The 18,443-nt window shown below is 73.5% G+C and carries 16 protein-coding genes; 9 read left to right on the top strand and 7 right to left on the bottom strand.

The genetic code is table 11. The annotated features are described in order from the left end of the window. Positions 1–104 precede the first annotated feature (104 nt). The 4 genes from BR98_RS24980 to BR98_RS24965 form a co-directional block, all read right to left on the bottom strand. Positions 105–1,052 (bottom strand): hypothetical protein, encoded by a 948-nt coding sequence (locus BR98_RS24980; protein WP_051970187.1) that lies wholly within the window; start codon positions 1,050–1,052, stop codon positions 105–107. A gap of 56 nt (positions 1,053–1,108) precedes the next feature. Continuing rightward, positions 1,109–2,854, bottom strand: coding sequence for a threonine/serine exporter family protein (locus tag BR98_RS24975; protein ID WP_407639539.1), 1,746 nt, complete (start codon positions 2,852–2,854; stop codon positions 1,109–1,111). A gap of 373 nt (positions 2,855–3,227) precedes the next feature. After that, positions 3,228–5,603 carry an ATP-binding protein gene (locus tag BR98_RS24970; RefSeq protein WP_035847688.1) on the bottom strand — a complete coding sequence of 792 codons (2,376 nt, stop codon included), beginning with the start codon at positions 5,601–5,603 and terminating at the stop codon, positions 3,228–3,230. Then, positions 5,603–7,525, bottom strand: a complete 1,923-nt coding sequence (locus BR98_RS24965; protein WP_051970186.1) for an ATP-binding protein — start codon at positions 7,523–7,525, stop codon at positions 5,603–5,605. Before BR98_RS24965 ends, BR98_RS24970 begins: the two co-directional genes overlap by 1 nt. A 254-nt stretch (positions 7,526–7,779) precedes the next feature. Between BR98_RS24965 and BR98_RS24960 the strand changes: the two genes are divergently transcribed. Further along, positions 7,780–8,097 carry a hypothetical protein gene (locus BR98_RS24960; RefSeq protein ID WP_051970185.1) on the top strand — a complete coding sequence of 106 codons (318 nt, stop codon included), beginning with the start codon at positions 7,780–7,782 and terminating at the stop codon, positions 8,095–8,097. 44 nt (positions 8,098–8,141) lie between these two features. On the opposite strand, the gene BR98_RS40510 is transcribed toward BR98_RS24960, so the two are convergent. Next, positions 8,142–9,422, bottom strand: coding sequence for a TetR/AcrR family transcriptional regulator (locus BR98_RS40510; RefSeq protein WP_051970184.1), 1,281 nt, complete (start codon positions 9,420–9,422; stop codon positions 8,142–8,144). A gap of 202 nt (positions 9,423–9,624) precedes the next feature. On the opposite strand from BR98_RS40510, the gene BR98_RS24950 reads away from it, so the two are divergent. Both BR98_RS24950 and BR98_RS24945 read left to right on the top strand, forming a co-directional pair. Continuing rightward, positions 9,625–10,782, top strand: a complete 1,158-nt coding sequence (locus BR98_RS24950; protein WP_035847685.1) for an acyl-CoA dehydrogenase family protein — start codon at positions 9,625–9,627, stop codon at positions 10,780–10,782. 87 nt (positions 10,783–10,869) lie between these two features. Next, entirely contained in the window at positions 10,870–12,570 is a 1,701-nt protein-coding gene (locus BR98_RS24945; protein ID WP_051970183.1) for a class I adenylate-forming enzyme family protein, read from the top strand. Here the strand turns inward: BR98_RS24945 and BR98_RS24940 are convergent. After that, positions 12,563–12,835, bottom strand: coding sequence for a hypothetical protein (locus tag BR98_RS24940; RefSeq protein ID WP_051970182.1), 273 nt, complete (start codon positions 12,833–12,835; stop codon positions 12,563–12,565). The two genes, BR98_RS24945 and BR98_RS24940, sit on opposite strands and share 8 nt — an antisense overlap. A gap of 166 nt (positions 12,836–13,001) precedes the next feature. On the opposite strand from BR98_RS24940, the gene BR98_RS24935 reads away from it, so the two are divergent. From BR98_RS24935 to BR98_RS24915, 5 genes are all read left to right on the top strand, one after another. Next, entirely contained in the window at positions 13,002–13,361 is a 360-nt protein-coding gene (locus tag BR98_RS24935; RefSeq protein ID WP_035847682.1) for a YidH family protein, read from the top strand. Continuing rightward, a complete protein-coding gene (locus BR98_RS24930; protein WP_035847679.1) occupies positions 13,358–13,687 on the top strand; it encodes a DUF202 domain-containing protein in 330 nt (109 codons plus the stop codon). Before BR98_RS24935 ends, BR98_RS24930 begins: the two co-directional genes overlap by 4 nt. 185 nt (positions 13,688–13,872) lie before the next feature. After that, positions 13,873–14,145: a Sec-independent protein translocase subunit TatA gene (gene tatA / locus BR98_RS24925; RefSeq protein ID WP_035847676.1), complete on the top strand. Its 273-nt coding sequence runs from the start codon at positions 13,873–13,875 to the stop codon at positions 14,143–14,145. A gap of 209 nt (positions 14,146–14,354) precedes the next feature. Then, entirely contained in the window at positions 14,355–15,014 is a 660-nt protein-coding gene (locus tag BR98_RS24920) for a zinc ribbon domain-containing protein (protein WP_035847674.1), read from the top strand. Between the two features lie 84 nt (positions 15,015–15,098). Further along, positions 15,099–15,662 carry a carboxymuconolactone decarboxylase family protein gene (locus BR98_RS24915; RefSeq protein ID WP_035847672.1) on the top strand — a complete coding sequence of 188 codons (564 nt, stop codon included), beginning with the start codon at positions 15,099–15,101 and terminating at the stop codon, positions 15,660–15,662. Positions 15,663–15,691: 29 nt separating this feature from the next. Here BR98_RS24915 and BR98_RS24910 read toward each other — a convergent pair whose 3' ends face one another. Beyond that, complete coding sequence (locus BR98_RS24910) at positions 15,692–17,218, bottom strand: protein kinase domain-containing protein (protein WP_051970181.1); 1,527 nt, start codon at positions 17,216–17,218, stop codon at positions 15,692–15,694. Between the two features lie 263 nt (positions 17,219–17,481). Between BR98_RS24910 and BR98_RS24905 the strand changes: the two genes are divergently transcribed. Continuing rightward, positions 17,482–18,390 (top strand): esterase/lipase family protein, encoded by a 909-nt coding sequence (locus tag BR98_RS24905; protein WP_083976952.1) that lies wholly within the window; start codon positions 17,482–17,484, stop codon positions 18,388–18,390. The last annotated feature ends 53 nt before the right edge of the window (positions 18,391–18,443 follow it).

Here is an 18,443-nt window from a genome sequence, read left to right as displayed (position 1 = left end):
CCATCCCGTCACTTGACGCAATATTCTCAAATCTGACAGTCGGTCAGGGGTAGCTACATGCGGCCGGGCGGGTGAGATCGTCGACGCAGGACCCTGACGGTCGATCAGGCCCGACGGCGTGGCGCCCGGGTGCGGTACGAGCGGGCCCGGCCGGCTTGGACGGTGCGGCGGCGCTGGTCCGCGGCCCGCTCGACCGGCTGCGCGGTGTGGCCGGCCCGGGCCGGGTCCAGGTGCGCGGCGGCCCGGGCGGCCATCGCCTCGGCCATCCGGTGGGTGGCGGTGTGGTGCGCGGGGACCTTGTCGGGTGCGCCGGCGATCAGGTCGAAGAGCCAGGTGCGGGCCCGGTCGGCGCGCGCGTGCAGCAGCCGCTCGCGGCGCAGCGCCCGGGCCCGACGGCGCGGCCGGTCGGCGTAGCGCCAGCGCGCCCAGGGGCTGGACGGCCGGGCCAGCCGGATCGCGCCGATCCAGGAGAGACCGGGGACCATGATGCCGAGCAGCCCGGTCCACAGCTTGCCCTTGATCAGCGCGATGACCGAGAGCACGGCATTGACGGAGATCACCGCGACCAGCCCCCACTGCCCCGACCAGCCCGAACTGCCCTGCCCCGGCACCACCCCGAGCGGCGCGTACCCGGTCAGCAGCAGCGCGGTGAACAGGATGCCGAGGATCACCGCGTCCACCGACTTGCGGCCCTGCTCGCTCCAGTAGACGTCCTCCAGGTGCAGGATCAGCGCGAACTCGTCCAGCACCAGCCCGCAGCCCATCCCGAAGAGCAGTCCGAACCAGTCGATCCAGGGGTGTCCGCCGTTGGTTGCGAAGACCCCGATCCCGGAGACCAGCAGGCAGCCCACGCCGAAGACCATGTGGTGGATGTGCAGCCCGCCCGGTTTGATGTTCCCCGGCCACCAGCGGACCTGGGCCCGGATCATCCGGACGCTGAACCGGATGAAGAGGAAGGAGCTGATGAACCCGACCAGCAGGAGGAAGAGCGGCTGCTTGTGCGCGGCGACGATGTGCTCGCGGTAGCTGTCCACCACCCCTGCGGTCAGCATCGTCGGTTCCTCCTCCCTGCTTGTGCGGTGCGCTGTTCGTACGGACTAACGGCTGATCAGAAGCCGCGGGTACGTTTCGCCGCGCGGCGCGGCCCCGTCAGGTACGGCACCAGCCGCCCACCGAGCGCCTCGGGGCCCGGGACCTTCATGAACAGCCGGGCCACCTCGCCCCCCAGGTTCACGCCGATGGCCAGCGCCATCGCGATGGCGGCCGCCCGGCTGACCGAGACCAGGCCGGCCGACGGGTGGCCCTGGGCGAACGAGAGCATCCCCAGGTAGAGCGCCGACCCCGGCATCAGCGGGCCGAGCGCGGCGGTCACGTACGGCAGCGCCGAGGCGTAGCGGTAACGGGCCATCAGCTGTCCGAAGAGGCCGACCACACCGGCCGCTATCCCGGTGGCGACGATCGCCGAGATCTTGGCGTTGTAGGCCAGCACGCCGTAGACGGCCCAGCCGATCCCGCTGTTCAGGGTCACCATGGCCAGGCTGCGGCGGCTGGTCTGCAGCAGCATGGCGAAGGCCAGCGTCAGCAGCATCGCCGCGACCAGCTGGACCGGCGGGTTCCGGACCCCGATCAGGCTCTCGTCCGGCTTCAGCTGGGCGTCGACGTTGACCCCGGCGTAGAGGATCAGCATCACGCCGATCACGATGCCCGCCACCAGGTAGACCACCTCGAGCAGGCGTGCGGCCGCGGTGATGTAGAAGCCGGTCAGGCCGTCCTGAACGGCGGCCACCAGGGCTCGTCCGGGCAGCAGCGCGAACAGCCCACCGGTGATCACCACCGAGCCGCGCAGGCCCAGGTGGTTGAGCGAGAGCAGGATGCCGGAGGCGGCGGCCGGCATCGCGGCCAGCACGAACTGGTAGAACTCCGGCAGTCCGCGCGCCGCCACCATGGAGGCGAGCCGGTCGCCGACCACCGCCGCGACCAGCGCGTTCAGGAAGACCAGCCAGGCCTTGGCGTCGACCTGCCCACCGACCAGGAAGGTGGCCGCCCCGGCCAGCAGACCGGCGGTCGCCGAGAGCAGCCAGGCCGGGTAGGGGTGCCGGTTGCGGCGGACCACGGCGAGCCGGCGGTAGGCGTCGTTGACCGTGATCTCCTCCGCCGTGATGTCCGCGACCAGTCGGTAGACGGCGGCCAGCCGGGTGTAGTCGGAGGTGCGGCGGCGCACCACCCTGGCGGAGGTCACGGGGGCCTCGACCAGCGAGGGCTGGTAGGAGATCGAGATCAGCGTGAAGGTCACCTGCGGCTCGCAGCGGTCCAGCCCGTACGCGTGGGTGACGCCGAGCATCGCGGCCTCGACGTCCTCGGCGCTCTCGCCGCTGGCCAGCAGCAGTTCGCCGATCCGCAGCGTGAGGTCGAGCACCCGGGGGACGCTGCGTGCGGTGGCCTCGGTCTTGGCCTCGCGCGCGGTGCGTTCGAAGGCGGGGCGCTCGGACATCGGGGTGCGCAGCAGGGTGCGCATCCGGTCGGGCCAGGGGGCCTCGCCGGGCGCGCCCTGACGCAGCGTCGGGAAGGCGCCGCTGGGAGGGTGGTAGCCGACGGCGCGCCAGACCTCGGGGGTCAGGGTGTCCTCGGAGCCGCCACCGAATGCGGCGAAGACCGAGAAGTCGTCGAGCTCCTCGGGGTCGCGGTCGGCGGCCGGCGCCGGATGCTCGGCGGTCTCCTCGAAGGCGGCCTCCCCCGAAGCGGCCTCTTCCGTGGCAGCCTCCCCCGTGGCGGCCTCCCCCGAAGCGGTCTCCGCCGAAGCGGCCTCCGCCGCAGCGGCTTCCGCCGCAGCCCCGCCCTCCGGCGCGGGCGTCAGCAGCCCCTCGGTCTCCTGCGGCAGCGGCGCCAGCGGGATCAGCTGGACCTGTTCGGACGGCGGGGCGGCATTGCCCAGCAGCCCCTCGGTCGGCGGCGCCTCGGCGGGCGGGACGGGGGCACCGCTTCGCCTGGTGCTCGCGTCGTTCTTCCTGCCGCCGCCCGGTCGGGCCTGCTTGGGCACTGCCGCTCCTCGTTCACTACCGCTCGTCCACCGTCAGCCAGCAGCGCTGGTGATCTTCGACTCCACCTTGCCCGACCGCGTCCTGCGACGCATATGTACGGGAAGGCGCAGCGGAGCCGACGATACGACGGTCCGGTGACCGGCGGACAGCCACGAGCTGACGATCCGCCCGACGGTCACCCGGTACGGCTCAGAGTCCGTAGCGCTCGACGATCTCCTCGTGCCGGGCGATGTCGCCGCCGGCCGCCTTGGCCAGCGCCGGCCAGGCCAGCGGGTGCGGCCAGCCGGCGGTCAGCCGCGCGACCAGCGCGTCCGCCTGCGCCGCCGAGGCGGTCGGCGGCACGCCGAGGGCGGCGTAGATGCCGGGCAGACCGCCCTCGTCGGAGCCCGGGTCGGTGATCATGTACTGGTCGCCGCTGTACGCCCAGATCCCGTAGCCGGCGCCGCGCACTGCCGTGCGCAGCTCGTCCCACCGTTCGGGTCCCGGCCAGGCGCCGTCCAGGAAGTAGGTCGTGTAGCCCGCCGGGTCGAGCAGGGTGAGCAGCTCGAAGGTCGGCCGCCACCGCTCGCGCTCCTCCTCGGGCGCGTCCGCGGCGGGCGCCGGCTCCAGCAGCGCGGGGCCGAAGACCACCACGTCGCGGTGGTTGAGCGGGACCTCCTCACCGAGCACCGGCAGGATCCGCGCGGTGGCTGGGCCGGTCCGCACGGCCGGCAGGTCGCTCTGCCCGCCGTCGGTGCGCCGGGCCCGCACGGTGACGTACTGCCACTCCTCGTCGACCGGGCCGTCCGGCTGGTCGAACTCGATGCCGAGCCGGGCGCCGGTGGCGCGGACCACCTCCCAGTCGCGGTTGGCGCTGGCCGCGGTGATCAGGTGCCAGAGGTCGGGGGTCTGGACGGTCCGGTACTGCTCCTCGGGCGAAGCGTCCTCGGCGGGCAGCGCGTGTTCCAGCAGCTCCAAGTAGAGCCGCTGCGCCGTCGGGTGGTCGCCCAGTTCGGTGGCCGCGGCGGCGGCCAGCCGGCGCGGGTTGATCCGCTCCGGCTCCAGGACCAGCAGCGCCTCGACCTCCTCGATGGCCTGCGCCCAACGGCTCTCGGCCAGCGCCCAGCGGGCCCGGATCCAGTGCGCGTCACCGGGGCTCGCGGCGGCCACCCGGTCGGCGAGTCGGCGGACCTGCTCGCCGTCCCGGGCCTCGATCAGCACCCTGGTGAGCATGCCGATCAGGTCCTGGTGCCCCGGGTCCTGCTCCAGGCGGGCCCAGAGCAGTTCGGCGGAGGCCTGCTCGTGTCCCAGGGAGGCGAGCAGACCGGCCAGGCTGAGCAGCAGGTCGGTGCTGCCCGCCCGGGCGTCCGCCGAGGAACCGCCGAGCTGCTGCCAGGCGGCCGCCAGCAGGTCGAGGTCCGCCTCCGGGTCCACCTCGCCGTCCCGCTCGCCCAGCCGGACCAGCAGCTCCAGCGGCGGCACCGGCAGGTGCGGCACCGGCAGGGCGCGCGCGGCCGCCGCCAGCTCGGCGAGCGGTCCGGTCACCTGGTCGGTGCGGCGCAGCAGCGCGAGCTTGCGCTCGGCGGTGGCGACCAGGGCGAGTGCGACCTCCCGTGCCCCGCGCCGTACCGCCAGCCGCCCGGCCGCCAGCGCCAGGTCCAGGCAGGGGCGGTGCGAGCCGGCCGCGTCCAGGTAGGAGACCCAGTGGGCCAGCCGGACGCCCAGGCGGGCGTCGTTCGGGTACCGGTCGGCGGCGACCAGCAGTTCCACCGCCTCGGCCCAGCGGTGCCGGATGTCGGCGAAGCCGTCGGCGTCGGCGGTGGACGGGAGTTGCTCCAGCGCCTCGTCCCAGCGGCCCAGGGTGGCGAGCAGCCGGGCCCGGATCACCCCGCCCTTGCGCAGGTCGTCCTCGTCCAGCACGTTCCCGGCGGCGGTGTAGGCCTGCTCGGCGGCGGCCAGCGAGTCGAGCGCCTCCTCGATTCGGCCGATCCGGTAGAGCGCGGAGGCCCGGGCGTGGCCGAAGGAGAGCGAGACCGACTCGCCGGCCGCCTGGATCCGGGTCTTGGCCCGGTCCAGGTGGGCGAGCGCGGCCTCGGCCCGGCCGTCGTCCTCCAGGGTGTCGGCGTACTCGCGGGAGAGGCAGTCGAAGCAGGCCCGGGCCGGCTCGACCCGCTCCAACGCCTCCTCGAGGACGGCGAGCCGCTCGGGGACGTAGCCGGGGCCGTCGATGTTGGCGTGGCAGATGGTGAAGTCCTGCACCGTGCAGACCGACTGCGGGCAGCCGGCGGTCTCCTCGCGGTGCGCGAACTCCAGCAGCGAGACCGCCTCGGTCATCGCCTGCTCGCCCTGGTGACGCTTGTTCAGCAGGTTCTGCAGCCGCCAGTGCCGCAGGAAGACCTCGACCCAGGGCAGGCCGAGCGCCCTGGCCGAGGCGACGGCCTCGGGGTACAGCGCGTCGAGCTGCTCGTTGCGCCCGTCGACGGCGTGGCCGGCGATCTCCACCAGCGCGGTGGCCAGGCGGTGCTGGCCGGCCTCGACCAGCTGTCCATGGGTGTCGTGGACCCAGCCCCAGATATCGGTGGTCATCAGGCGTGCTCCCCCGGCTCGTCGTTTCCGAACAGTGTGCCGAGGTCCACTGACACCGCGTCGGCCGAGGCGGTGAGCGCCGCGACCGCCGTCCCCACCCCGGCCAGGGCCGCCGTCAGGTCGCCGCCCTGGGCGCCGTCCGAGCCGGCCGCGGCCATGATCACCTTGAGTGAGCGGAGCAGCGCGGCCGCCGTGGCGGCGCCGGTGTGGCCGGCCCGGTAGGCACGCAGCAGGTCCTGGACGGCCGGCGAGGCGGTGTTCAGGTAGAGCCGGGCCTTGACCGTGCCGTCGGTGCGGGCGGTGAAGGCCCGGGCCAGGCGCAGCGCGGCGGACGGGATCCGGGCGTCCGCCTGGTCGTCCTCGATCCGGGCCTTCAGCTCGGCCTCCCGGTCCGGGACCAGCACCAGCGGCAGCCCGGGCGGGTCGAACCGGGCCGGCACCAGCTGCTCGCCCTGGTCGGCCAGCGCGGCGGCCAGCCAGCCGGTCTCCTCGGCGGGCAGCGGCTGCTCGGGGTCGCGGAACAGCTCGCGGTTGCCGCTCTCGCCGCCGAGTTCGACGATCCGGCAGTCCCGCAGCTGGGCGTAGCGGCGCAGGAACGGCAGTACGGCGTACCGGTCGCCGCGCGCGATCGGCACCCGCATCGCCCGGTACAGCATCTCCTCGAAGCCGCCGCCGGAGCCGAGCGCGACGTGCACCGCCCCGCCACCGGCCGCGCGCAGCGCACCCGCCGTCAGATCGCCCTGCGAGGTGGGCACCGGGACGTCGTCGGCGAGCAGGGTGAACAGCCGCTCGTCGCAGAGCGCGGCGCCGAGCAGGTCCTGGCCGTGCCGGGCCAGGATCCGGCGCCAGGCGGCGGGGTGCAGCCGGGCGGTCTCGTACAGGCCGTTGATGATGGCCTCGGTCAGCGCCTGCTGCAGCGCCCGGTAGTGCTGGTCGCGCTGCAGGTCCTCGCGGCTGGCGGTGGGGGTCAGCCGGTTGGACTCGACCACGCCGCCGATGAACCCGGCCCAGCTGGGCAGCAGCTCGCGGGCGTCCTCGGCCAGCAGCATGCCGCGCAGGTAGACGGCCAGGTCGCGGTTGTCGCTGCTGCCGTAGCTGCCGCCGTCCTGCACCCAGAGCAGGCCGACCGCGTCCGTCTCGGGATCGGTGGATTCGAACGGGAACGCCGTCAGCGGTTCGAAGCGGCGCCCGAAGGCGGTGGCGAAGGCCATCCGGGCGGCGTGCTGGCGCGCCTGCGGAATGGTCCCCCAGCCTCCGGGTACCCCCGTGCGCCAGGGCACCGGGATGTTGTTGACCGGCTGCTCGTCCTCGCCGACGTAGACCGGGATCGACAGCAGCACGCAGTACCGGCCCAGCACCTCGCGCAGCGCCTGCTCGTCGGCCAGGTGGGCGTGCTCGGGCTTGAGGGTCAGTTCGACCGCGGTGCCCGGCTCGGGACGGGCGGCGACCGGCTCGACGCTGTACTGCTCGCCGCCGCGGCTGCGGTAGCGGTGGCCGAGGGTGGGCTCGCGGTGCGAGGTGGTGGTGACGGTGACCTCCTCGGCCACCGAGAAGGCGGACAGGAAGCCGAGGCCGAAGGCGCCGATCAGCTGCTCGTTGCCGGTGACCTCGCGCAGCAGCCGGGTGTAGCCGGTGCCGACGGTGGCCAGGTAGGCGTGGATCTCGGGTTCGGTCAGGCCGGCGCCGGTGTCCTCGATCGCGACGGTCCGGGCCGCCGTGTTCCCGCGCACCCGGATCCGGGGCTGGTGGGCGTCGGCACCGGCCGGGTCCTCCAGGCGGCGCCGGGTGTGCGAGTCGTGCGCGTTCTGCACCAGCTCGCGCAGCGCGACCAGCGGGGTGGAGTAGAGATGGGTGGCGAGGACGCTGACGAGGCCGCCGAGGTCGACCTCGGTCGTGCGCAGGTTCTCCTGACCTTCAGACATGAGGCCCCAGTCTGCCAGTCTGACAATCACCGGGCCACCGCTTAACCCCGCCCCCAATTCGCGGGCGGCCCAAACCTCTTTCGATGGATTTCCAGCTCTTATGACCCCATTGAGCTAATTGGTACGGAATTGCTGGCTTCCCGGCGGCCGACCGGGTGATCCTGACAACGCGACGTCAGGCAACCGGCGTTGGCGGGGCGGCCACCTCGCAGACGCCAACTCGCAGCAATACCAGCACTCCTAGGGAGACCATCGTGTCCCGTACTCGTGCCCTCACCGCGATCACCGCGCTCGGCGCCTTCCTCGTCCTCGGCATCGGCAGCGCGCAGGCCGACAACGGCGCCGGAGCCGGGAACAGTTCCAACGCCAGCGTGGTCAGCAACTGGGGCTCCGGAAACGTGGTCGGCAGTGTGACCGGCAACAACAACGCCGCGCAGCAGGTGGCCACCGGCGCCGGCGGCAGCAACCAGAACAACTCCGCCCTGATGGCGGGCAACTCGGGCAACATCGGCGCGCTGCAGGGCAACCTCGGCTACATCCACGCGGTGCACGGGGTGCCGGCCGCGGGCTGATCCGGCCGCGGTGAGGGGGTGGGCCCGGCTTCGGGCCCACCCCCTCACCCGTTCCGCAGCCCCAGCACGGTGCGCGCCAACTGCTCGAGTCGTGGCGCGAGTTCCTCGCCGCGCCGCCAAGCGGGCTGCCGGACGCCGTCGTTGACCAGCGCGAACATCGCGTGCACCCGGATCCGCGCCTCGGCCTTGTCGTACTCCGGGTGGACCTGCTGCAGCAGTTGGACCCAGATCCGCAGGAAGTCGCGACGGAAGTCCAGCGCGGACTTGAGGTCGGAATCGGCCAGCCGCTCGGTCTCGCTCACCATCGCGCCCAGGTAGTGGTGGTGGCGGCGGGCGAAGTCCGCATAGGCGGTGATCCCGTGGCCCAGGACCGCGCCCGGATCGCCGGGAGCCGCCAGTGCGGTCGCCACCTCGTGCCAGAGCCGCTCCCGGCAGCGGACCAGGGCGGCGGCCAGCAGGTCCGCCTTGGCGGGGAAGTGCTTGTAGAGGCTCGGGCCCGCGATCCCGACCGCAGCGCCGAGCCGGTCGGTGCTGACGTTGTCGAAACCGCGCTCGTCGAAGAGGCGGACGGCGGCGGCGAGCAGCTCCTCGCGGCGACCGGCCGGCGCCGACGGCAGCCCGCGCTCCCCCCGCAGCTCTCCTGACGGTTCGTCAGGAGCTGTCGAGAAGATCCCGAGCAGCAGCTCGGCCAGCAGCCGCTCGAAGCGACGGCGCGGCGGGGCGAAGGTGTGGTACGACAGGCTGCCGGCCACCGAGAGGGCCGACCAGACCATCAACTCGGCCTGATCGTCCGCCAGTTCCGGCTTGGCATCGGTCAGCAGCCGGGCCGCCGCGCGGACGCAGCCGCGCAGCGTGCGGCGCAGCTCGGCCCGTTGGGCGGTGGGCAGCAGTCGGGCGTCGCGCTGCCAGAGGGTGCCGAGCGCGCGCTGGTCCAGCGCGACGGCGGCCAGCGCCTCGGCCAGCGCCGCCGGCCCGCCCCCGCCCGACAGACCCCGGCCCGACAGACCCCCGCCCGGTGCGCTTCCGTCCGGGGCGCTTCCGTCCGCTGGGCGCCCGGACGCCATCGCGCTCGCCCGGCCGACGGCCTCGCCGAGCTCGGCGAGACCGCCGCGCACGGCCTGGCGCAGCAGCTCGGGCTTGCCCCGGAAGTGCCGGTAGAGCGCCGGCGCGGTGATCCCGACCGCGGCGGCCACCTCGGCCATCGCCACCTGGTGGTAGCCGCGGCGGTGGAACTGCTCGGCGGCCGCCAGCAGGATCTGCGTCCGGCGCCCCCGCGGTCGGCGCGCCGGGGCCGCGACCGTTCCCGCCCGGCTCTCCCGCACCATCCGCGCACCTCCTGGGGCGGCTCGCCCCACAGCTCCTGTCCGTGGCTAGCAATGATTCACATAAAGGCCCCGCTGGTCCACCGCCGCAGCACAGCGTGCCGTCGCGATCTGTGACACGGCGGCCGCGCGAGGAGTCTGGACAGGAAAGCTACTGGGGATTAACTTAGCCAGCGATCAACCCCTGTGCGAAGGGAGCGCCGTCGTGCGCCGGACTGTGTACAACGAGGACCACGAGGCGTTCCGCGCCACCATCCGCGACTTCATCGCCAAGGAGGTCGTCCCGGTCCACGAGAGCTGGGAGGCCGCCGGCCACCCGCCGCGCGAGTTCTACAAGAAGCTCGGCGACCTGGGCGTCTTCGGCATCGAGGTGCCGGAGGAGTACGGCGGCGCGGGCGAGACCGGCTTCAAGTACCAGGCGATCATCACCGAGGAGGTCCACCGCGCGGGCGTGAGCTTCGGCTCCTCCGGCGTGCACACCGGCCTGGTGCTGCCGTACCTGCTGGAGTACGCCAACGAGGAGCAGAAGCAGCGTTGGCTGCCGGACTTCGTCTCCGGCGACAGGATGACCGCGATCGCGATGACCGAGCCGGGCACCGGTTCCGACCTCGCCGGCATCACCACCACCGCCAAGCTCTCCGAGGACGGTACGCACTACGTCCTCAACGGCGCCAAGACCTTCATCACCGGCGGCGTGGTCGCCGACATGGTCCTGGTGGTCGCCCGCACCAGCCCGTACGACCCGGCCAACCGCCGGGCCGGCATGTCCATCCTCTGCGTGGACACCAAGTCCGAGGGCTACTCGGTCGGCCGCAAGCTGGAGAAGATCGGCCTGCGCACCTCCGACACCGCCGAGCTCTCCTTCGTCGACGTCAAGGTCCCGGTGGCCGACCTGCTCGGCGAGGAGGGCAAGGCGTTCAGCTACCTGACCCACAACCTGGTGCAGGAGCGCCTGGCGATCGCGGTCGGCGGCTACGCGGCGGCCGCGGCGGCGGTCAACTTCGCGCTGAAGTACGTCAAGGAGCGCAAGGTCTTCGGCCAGGCGGTGGCCGACTTCCAGAACACCAAGTTCGTGCTGGCCGACTGCAAGTCCCAGGTCACCGCGATGGAGGCGATGGTCGACCAGGCCCTGGAGCTGTACCAGAACGGCCAGCTGACCGTGGCGGACGCCGCCGAGGCCAAGCTCTTCTGCACCGAGGCGGCCTCGGTCGTCATCGACAAGTGCCTGCAGCTGCACGGCGGTTACGGCTACATCCTGGAGTACCCGATCGCCCGTCTCTACACCGACAACCGGGTGTTCCGGATCTACGGCGGAACCAGCGAGGTCATGAAGACGATCATCGCCAAGTCGCTCGGTCTGTAGCCGGCGCTCCGTAGCAGCGGCGGGTCGCCCAGGAAGCGGCCCGCCGCCCCCTCTTCGTGGTACCCCCTCGTCGATGAGGACGCGCCGATGACCACCCCGTCCAGCAGCTCGCTCGCCGTCGTCGCCCGGGTGCAGGCCGCGCTCTCGGCCCCCGGCACGCCGTTCCACGCCGTCGAGACGCCACGGGGCCGACGGTACGTCAACGGGCCCGCCGTGCTGCGCGACTTCCTGGAGTCCACCAGGGCGCACGGCGACCGCCCCTTCCTGGTGCTGGACGACAGCAGCCACACCTTCGCCTCGCACTACGCGGCCGCCGCCGCGCTGGCGCACCGCTGTCTGGCCGAGTACGGGCTGCGCCCCGGCGACCGGGTGGCGATCGCGATGCGCAACCTGCTGGAGTGGCAGGTCGCGTTCTGGGCCACCCAGCTGGCCGGGCTGATCGCGGTGCCGCTGAACGCCTGGTGGGAGGCCGAGGAGCTGGCCCACGCGCTGGACGACTGCCGGCCCGGGCTGCTGGTCACCGATCCCGAGCGGGCCGAGCGGGTGGCGCCCTGGCTGGCCGCCCAGCCCGAGCGGCCCTGGCTGCTGACCGTCGGGGTACCCGGTCCCGCGACCGGCGAGCGGGTCGAGCGGTTCGAGGAGCTGCCGCCCCCCGCTGACGGTGTGTCGGCCCCCGAGGTGGCGATCTCCCCCGAGGACGACGCCACCATCATGTACACCTCCGGCACCACCGGCCGCCCCAAAGGCGTGGTCGCCACCCAGTCCGCCTGGTGCGCGGCCACCGTGGGCCCGCGCTTCTTCGCCGCCACCTCGGCGCTGACCGCCGGCCGGGACCTCGCCCGGATCCAGCCGCAGACGGTCCTGCTGACCTTCCCGTTCTTCCACGTGGCCGCCTTCACCACGCTCTTCCCCCTGATGAGCAACGGCGGCACGGCGGTGCTGATGCGCAAGTGGGACCCGGCGACGGCCCTGGAGCTGATCACCCGGCACCGGGTCACCACCTACAGCGGGGTGCCGGCCACCGCCCTGGGCCTGCTCGACGCGGCCGATGCCACGGAGCACCGGCTGCCCGGCCTGGCGATGATCAACACCGGTGGCGCCGCCGCCCCGCCGGACCTGGCCAGGCGGATCCGCCGCCGGTTCGACGGCCGGGTCGAGGCCCGCAACGGCTACGGGCTCACCGAGACCTGCGGCGGAGTGATCGCCAACGTCGGCGCCCGCTACCTGGAACACCCCGACAGCATCGGCCGCCCTTGCCCCGCGCTCGCGGTGCGGATCGCGGACGGCGCGGGGCAGGCGCTGCCCGACGGCGAGGTCGGCGAGCTGTGGCTGCGCGGGCAGGCCGTGTTCCGCGGCTACTGGAACCAGCCCGAGGCCACCGCCGCCGCCTTCACCGAGGACTGGTTCCACACCGGCGACCTGGCCTGCGTGCGGGATGGCGAGATCTACGTGGTCGACCGGCTCAAGGACCTGGTGATCCGCGGCGGCGAGAACGTGTACTGCGTGGAGGTCGAGGGCGTGCTGCACGACCACCCGGCGGTCGCGGACGTCGCGGTGCTCGGCCTGCCGCACCCGCTGCTGGGCGAGGAGGTCGCGGCGGTGGTCCGGCTGCGCCCGGGCGCGACCGCCGACGCGACGGAGCTGCGCGCGCACGTCGGTGCCCGGCTGGCCGCCTTCAAGGTCCCGGCGCACGTGTTCTTCCGGATCGAGCCGCTGCCGCGCAACCCGACCGGGAAGATCATCAAGCGGACGCTGCGGGCCGAGCTCGGCGGTGGTCCGGTCAGTTGACCGAGGCCGCGTTGCGCCAGGCGTCCAGGCCGGCCTGCGAGGCGGCCCTGGCCTGCTGCAGTGTCCGGGCGGCGCGCTCAGTGGGCGGCGTCTCCAGCTGCCGCACCCAGCCGCGTCCCGCGGTGGCCAGCGCCACCCCGACCAGCACCGTGCCCAGCAGTCCCGCGGCCGCGCCCACCCCGCCGAGCACCAGGCCGGCGCTGAGCAGCTGACGATTGACCTGGAAGCCGGCGAAGATCTTCTGATCAGTCTGATTAGTACCCATACCCTCCAGCCTCGGCGCACCGCGCCCGCCCCGCACCCCGGACAGAGCCGACCGGGGCGTCGGCCCGCCCTGCCTCCCGCACCCCCGTTGCGCGGGCAGGGGAGGCTTCCCCTAGGGTCGATTCAGAACTCGCACGTAACTCGCACGTACCCGGAGGGACCGTCCGATGCCCGAGCCCGCTTGGCGCAAGGAGGACGAGGACCCCGACTACCGCTTCTCGCTGGCCAACGAGCGCACCTTCCTGGCCTGGATACGGACGGCGCTGGCGCTGCTGGCGGGCGCGATCGCGATCGACCAGCTGACCCCCAAGCTCGCCCCAGCCGCGGTGCGGGCCGCGCTCGCGGTGGTGCTGGCGCTCGGCGGGGCCGGCCTCGGCGCGGCGGCGTACCGGCGCTGGGCCATGGTGGAGCGGGCGATGCGGGCAGGGCGGGGGCTGCCGCACACCCACGCCCTGCTGGTGCTGACGGTCTGCGTGGCGGTGGCGGCGGTGGTCTTCTGCGTGCTGATCGTCGGGTACTCCGGATGAACGAGCGCCCGGACCCGGTCCGCGATCCCGGCCTGCAGGCCGAGCGGACGGTGCTCGCCTGGAGCCGCACCGCCATGGTCCTGGCCGTGAACGCCGCGCTGGTGCTGCGGACCGGTCTGGTGAAGGCCGAACCGGGGCTGACCGCGCTCGGCGCGCTGCTGGCCGCCGCGGCCTGCGCGCTGTACGCGTTCGGGGTGCGGCGCCGCCGGGAGCTGGAGCTGGGGCCCGAGCCGCGGGCGGTGCGGGCCGCGCCGCTGCGCGCGGTCGCGGCCACGATCGCGCTGGTCGCGGTGGCCACCGTGTGGGCGGTACTGCTCTCCCGCTGACCTGGACATGTGGTCCAGACCACATGCGGACGAAGCCCGGCGAACGTGCCACTGTCACCCGCTCTTTGACCATCGTTTCCCGGCGGGTGTATACGTTCCCGCACTACGCCAGGCATACTGGCGATGTCGGGCGGCCCGCCCGGCTCTGCAACGGCTAGAAAAACCGAAGGGACCGGTGGTCAGGGATGTTCCGCAACGGTCTGGAGCCCTGGCACCTCCTGGTGGTGCTGGCTGTCCTCATCCTGCTGTTCGGCTCGAAGAAGCTGCCGGAGATGGCACGCGGCCTCGGCAAGTCCATGCGCATCCTGAAGGCCGAGACCAAGGCCATGCGCGAGGACGACGCCCCCGCCGCCGACGCCACCACGGCCAACTCGACGGCCGACCAGCCCCGCCCCGCTGTGGCGCCGGTCAACGTCACCAAGGCCGAGGACACCACCAAGACGAACACCACCGCCTGAGCAGTCCCACAGGCTTGCGAAGCCCCTGACGCCCCGTCGAACGACGGCACGTCGGGGGCTTTGCCATGCCCGCGCACAACCGGCCGCAGCAAGATGCCGGATGTGCCGGGCCATCCGGCCTGAATATCATCTCACCGGGCAGAACCGCCCACGGGCGGCCCGCGTCGTACGGCTCGGGCCACACACCACAGACCTGGGGGGTTTCAGCCGTGAGCGGCGAGATCTACTTCACCAACAACTACCGTGACCTGTGCGAGCAGTACGGCACCGGCGCCGGCTTCCAGTTCGAGTTCAACTGCAGCCGCTGCTACGACACCTGGCGCTCCCCCTTCGAGGCCTTCACCACCGGTCGGGCGGCCGGCTGGATCGGCAAGGGCATGGGCGCCGCCTGGAACCTGATCGGCGGCAACGCCGGCACCATCAGCAACGCCGCCGACGGCCTGGCGGGAGCCAGCTGGGGTGGCGCCCGGGACGCCGCCTTCGAGCGGGCGATCGCCAACGCGCAGAGCCACTTCCACCGCTGCGCCCGGTGCACCAAGCACGTCTGCGACCAGTGCTGGAACCCGGCCCAGGGCCTCTGCCTGGACTGCGCGCCGGACACCGCCGCCGAGGCCGAGGCGGCCCGTCACCGCGGCCTGAACGACCAGGTCACCCAGCGCGCCTACGACGCCGGCCAGCAGACCGGCGCCGGCTACGACGTGAGCACCCCGCGCCAGCTGGTCTGCCCGCAGTGCGGCGCGCAGACGCACGGCGGAACGTTCTGCACAGGCTGTGGATACCGGCTGGGCGACCCGGCCGCCTGTCGCTCCTGCCAGGCCGCGGTGCCGGCCGGCGCGGCCTTCTGCCCCGGCTGCGGAACGCGGCAGTAGCGGGGCGTGTCACAACCGGGCCGGGTGGTCTGTCCTCTGCGGTGACGGCGCCGACCGGGCGCCCCGCCGAGGAGGACGACCACCATGGCCCGCATCTCGCTCACCCCGCCGCGCACCCTGCTGATCCGGCTGGGCGACTGGTACTCCCGACGCACCTACGGCAAGGTGCTCGAACCCGGACGGGCGATCGGCCACCACCCCCGGGTGCTCCTCGACTACGTGCGCCTGGAGCGGCGGGTGGCCCGCTGGAACCGGCTGGACCCGCTGCTCAAGCACCTGGCCGTGATGGCCGCCGCCGCGCGGATCAACTGCTCCTGGTGCATGGACTTCGGCTACTGGGAGGGCGCCGGGCAGGGGCTGTCCCAGGAGAAGATCAGCCAGGTGCCGAACTGGCGCGAGACCACCGGGGTGTTCAGCCCGCTGGAGCGCTCGGTGCTGGCCTACGCCGAGGCGATGACCGAGACCGAGCCGGCCGTCAGCGACGAGCTGGCCGCCGAACTTCTCGCCCGGCTCGGCGAACCGGCCTTCGTGGAACTGACCATGATGGTCGCGCTCGAGAACCTGCGTTCGCGGGTGAACAGCGCCTTCGGGCTGACCAGCCAGGGGTTCGCCGAGTCCTGCGCGTTGGGTGTGGCGCAGCCTCGGTGACGACCCGCCGGTCGGTCGGTTGCCGCCGGTCAGTTGCCGCCGTTGTCGGGGTTGTCGGGGTTGTTGGCGTCGGCGTTCAAGCTGGTGATGATCGAGGCGAGTTGGCGCTGCCAGGAGGCCGCGGTCTGGTTGTCGACGGCGTGCTTCTTGGACAGGTCGCGGACTTGGCGCTGCTCGGCCTTCAGGGCCACTACGGCGTCCTGCGGCTGCTGGCCGACCAGCGCGGCGGTGGCCGCGTCGAGGGTCTTCAGCAGCGGGGCCTGACGGTCCTTCGGCAGCTGTGCCTGGACCATCTCCGCGCGCAGCGCGGCGATCGCGGCGGCCGGCGAGGCGGGGGTGGGACGGGCCGTGCCCGGCGAGGGGGACGGGGCCGTCGGGCTGCTGGACGCGGAGGCGGCGGCCGGCGGCGCGGCGGCCGACTCGGAGTGGCCCGCCCGGGGCTGGCCGGCACCGTTGCCGGCGGCGGAGTTCGAGGAGACCAGCACCCCGATCAGTCCGGCCGCCGCCAGGCCGACCCCGCCGAGCACCAGCCCGAGGGTCCGGCCGGAGCGGCGCGGCTCCGGCGCGTCCTGGTACTGCTCCGGCGAGTGCGGGGGCAGCGGTGCCATCACGGAGGTGTGGGCGGCGGCGGGCCGGTGGCCCGGAGTGGGCGGCAGCAGCGCCGTCCGGTCGCCGGCGCCCGCTGGTCCCGGCGCGGTCATCGCCAGCAGCTCGGCGGTGCGGTCCACCGCCCCCGCCACCGGCACCGCGGCGAGCAGCTCGGCCCGGGCGGCGGCCGCCGTCGCCGGCCGGTCCTGCGGACGCTTGGCCAGCAGCCGCGCCACAATCAGGTCCAGCGCGGGCGGCAGCTCGGGGCGGCGCCGGCTGACCGGCGCGGCCTCCTCGGTGACCTGCTTGAAGGCGATGGCCACCGGGGTGTCGGCGGTGAACGGCGGCTCGCCGGTCAGCATCTCGGTCAGCACGCAGCCCAGCGCGTACAGGTCGGCGCGGCCGTCCACCTCGCCGGCCGTGGCCTGCTCGGGCGACAGGTAGGCGGCGGTGCCGAGCACGGTGGCGGTCTGGGTGAGCTGCTGCCCGGAGGCCGAGGCGCGGGCGATGCCGAAGTCCACCACCTTCACGCCGCCGTCGTCGGTGATCATCACATTGCCCGGCTTGATGTCCCGGTGCACCAGGCCGGCCGCGTGCGCCACCTCCAGCGCCTCGCAGACCGCCGCCGCGATCCCGACCGCCCGCTCGACGGGCAGCGGACCGCCCTCGGCCAGCACCGAGCCGAGCGACCGGCCCCGGATCAGCTCCATGACTATGTAGGGCGAGCCCTGGTCCATGCCGGAGTCGAAGACCATGGCGATCCGCGGGTGCACCAGCATCGCCGCGTGCTGCGCCTCGCGGCCGAACCGCTCGGCGAACCGCGGGTCCTCGGCCAGGCCGCCGTTGAGGATCTTGACGGCCACCTCGCGCCCGAGCACCCGGTCGACGCCGTGGTAGACGGTGGCCATACCGCCGGCCCCGAGGGTGCCGACCAGCTCGTAGCGGCCGTTCAGCGCTCGTCCGATCACCTGGTCCCGCTCCTCACACCTTGTCGGCCGAAGTGGCCGCCCGTGCCCCGCACCCGCGACATGATCCGGCATCCTGCCACCCCGACCCAAGCCGGGGCCCCGCAGGCATCCGCTGCCGGGTCGGACACTTCCGGGTGGTCCCGGTGTCAATTGCCGCGCGGTGTCTGGCCAAGCGTGTAACCCAGCAGTAACTTACCGGCCAGTTCCCCGGCGCACCCCCACGCGCCGTTCGCGTACCTCCCACCCCCACCCGGAGGACAGGCATGTCTGGAACCAAGGCCCGTAGATTCGCCGCGCTCGCGGCCGGCTGCGGACTCCTCGCCACCGCGCTGGCCGGAGCCACGGCCGTACCCGCCGTGGCCACCACGGCCGCGGACCCGGTCGCCGCCGCCCAGGCGCTCGCCGCGCCGCTGGTGCCCGGCGCCAACAACTGGTCCTGCCGGCCGACCGCGGCCCACCCGCGCCCGGTGGTGCTGGTGCACGGCACCTTCGCCAACGGCTCGGTCAACTGGCTGACCATCGCCCCCGCGCTGGCCGCCGAGGGCTACTGCGTCTACGCCCTCACCTACGGTGAGCAGCCGGGCGTCCCCCTCCTGCGGGCGATCGCCCCGGTCGCCGACTCCGCCCAGCAGCTCGCCACCTTCGTGGACGGGGTGCTGGCGGCCACCGGCGCCGGGCAGGTCGACATTGTCGGCCACAGCCAGGGCGGCATGATGCCGCGCTACTACCTCAGGTTCGACGGCGGCGCGGCCAAGGTGCACACCCTGGTCGGGCTGGCCCCCAGCAACCACGGGACCACCCTGGACGGACTCGCCACGCTGGCCAAGGGCTTCCCCGGCGCCCTCGACCTGGGCGGCGCGGCCTGCCCCGCCTGCACCGACCAGGTGACCGGCTCCGCCACGCTGAACCAGCTCAACGCGGGCGGCGACACCCTGCCCGGCGTCTCGTACACGGTGATCGCGACCAAGTACGACGAGGTGGTCACGCCCTACGGCACCCAGTTCCTCTCCGGCCCCGATGTGCACAACGTGCTGGTCCAGGACCTCTGCCCGGCGAACCTGCCGGGCCACGCGCTGATGGCCGTGGACCCGGTGGTGCGCCACGAGATCCGGCACGCGCTGGACCCGCAGCACATCGGCGAGGCCGACTGCTGGGCCAACCTGACGGGCTGACAGCGGTGTTCGGGGGCGCCCGGGATCCGGGCGGCCCCCGGCACGGCAGCCCG

This window comes from Kitasatospora azatica KCTC 9699, assembly GCF_000744785.1.
GTDB lineage: Bacteria > Actinomycetota > Actinomycetes > Streptomycetales > Streptomycetaceae > Kitasatospora > Kitasatospora azatica.
This window is presented reverse-complemented; position numbering and strand designations above follow the sequence as displayed.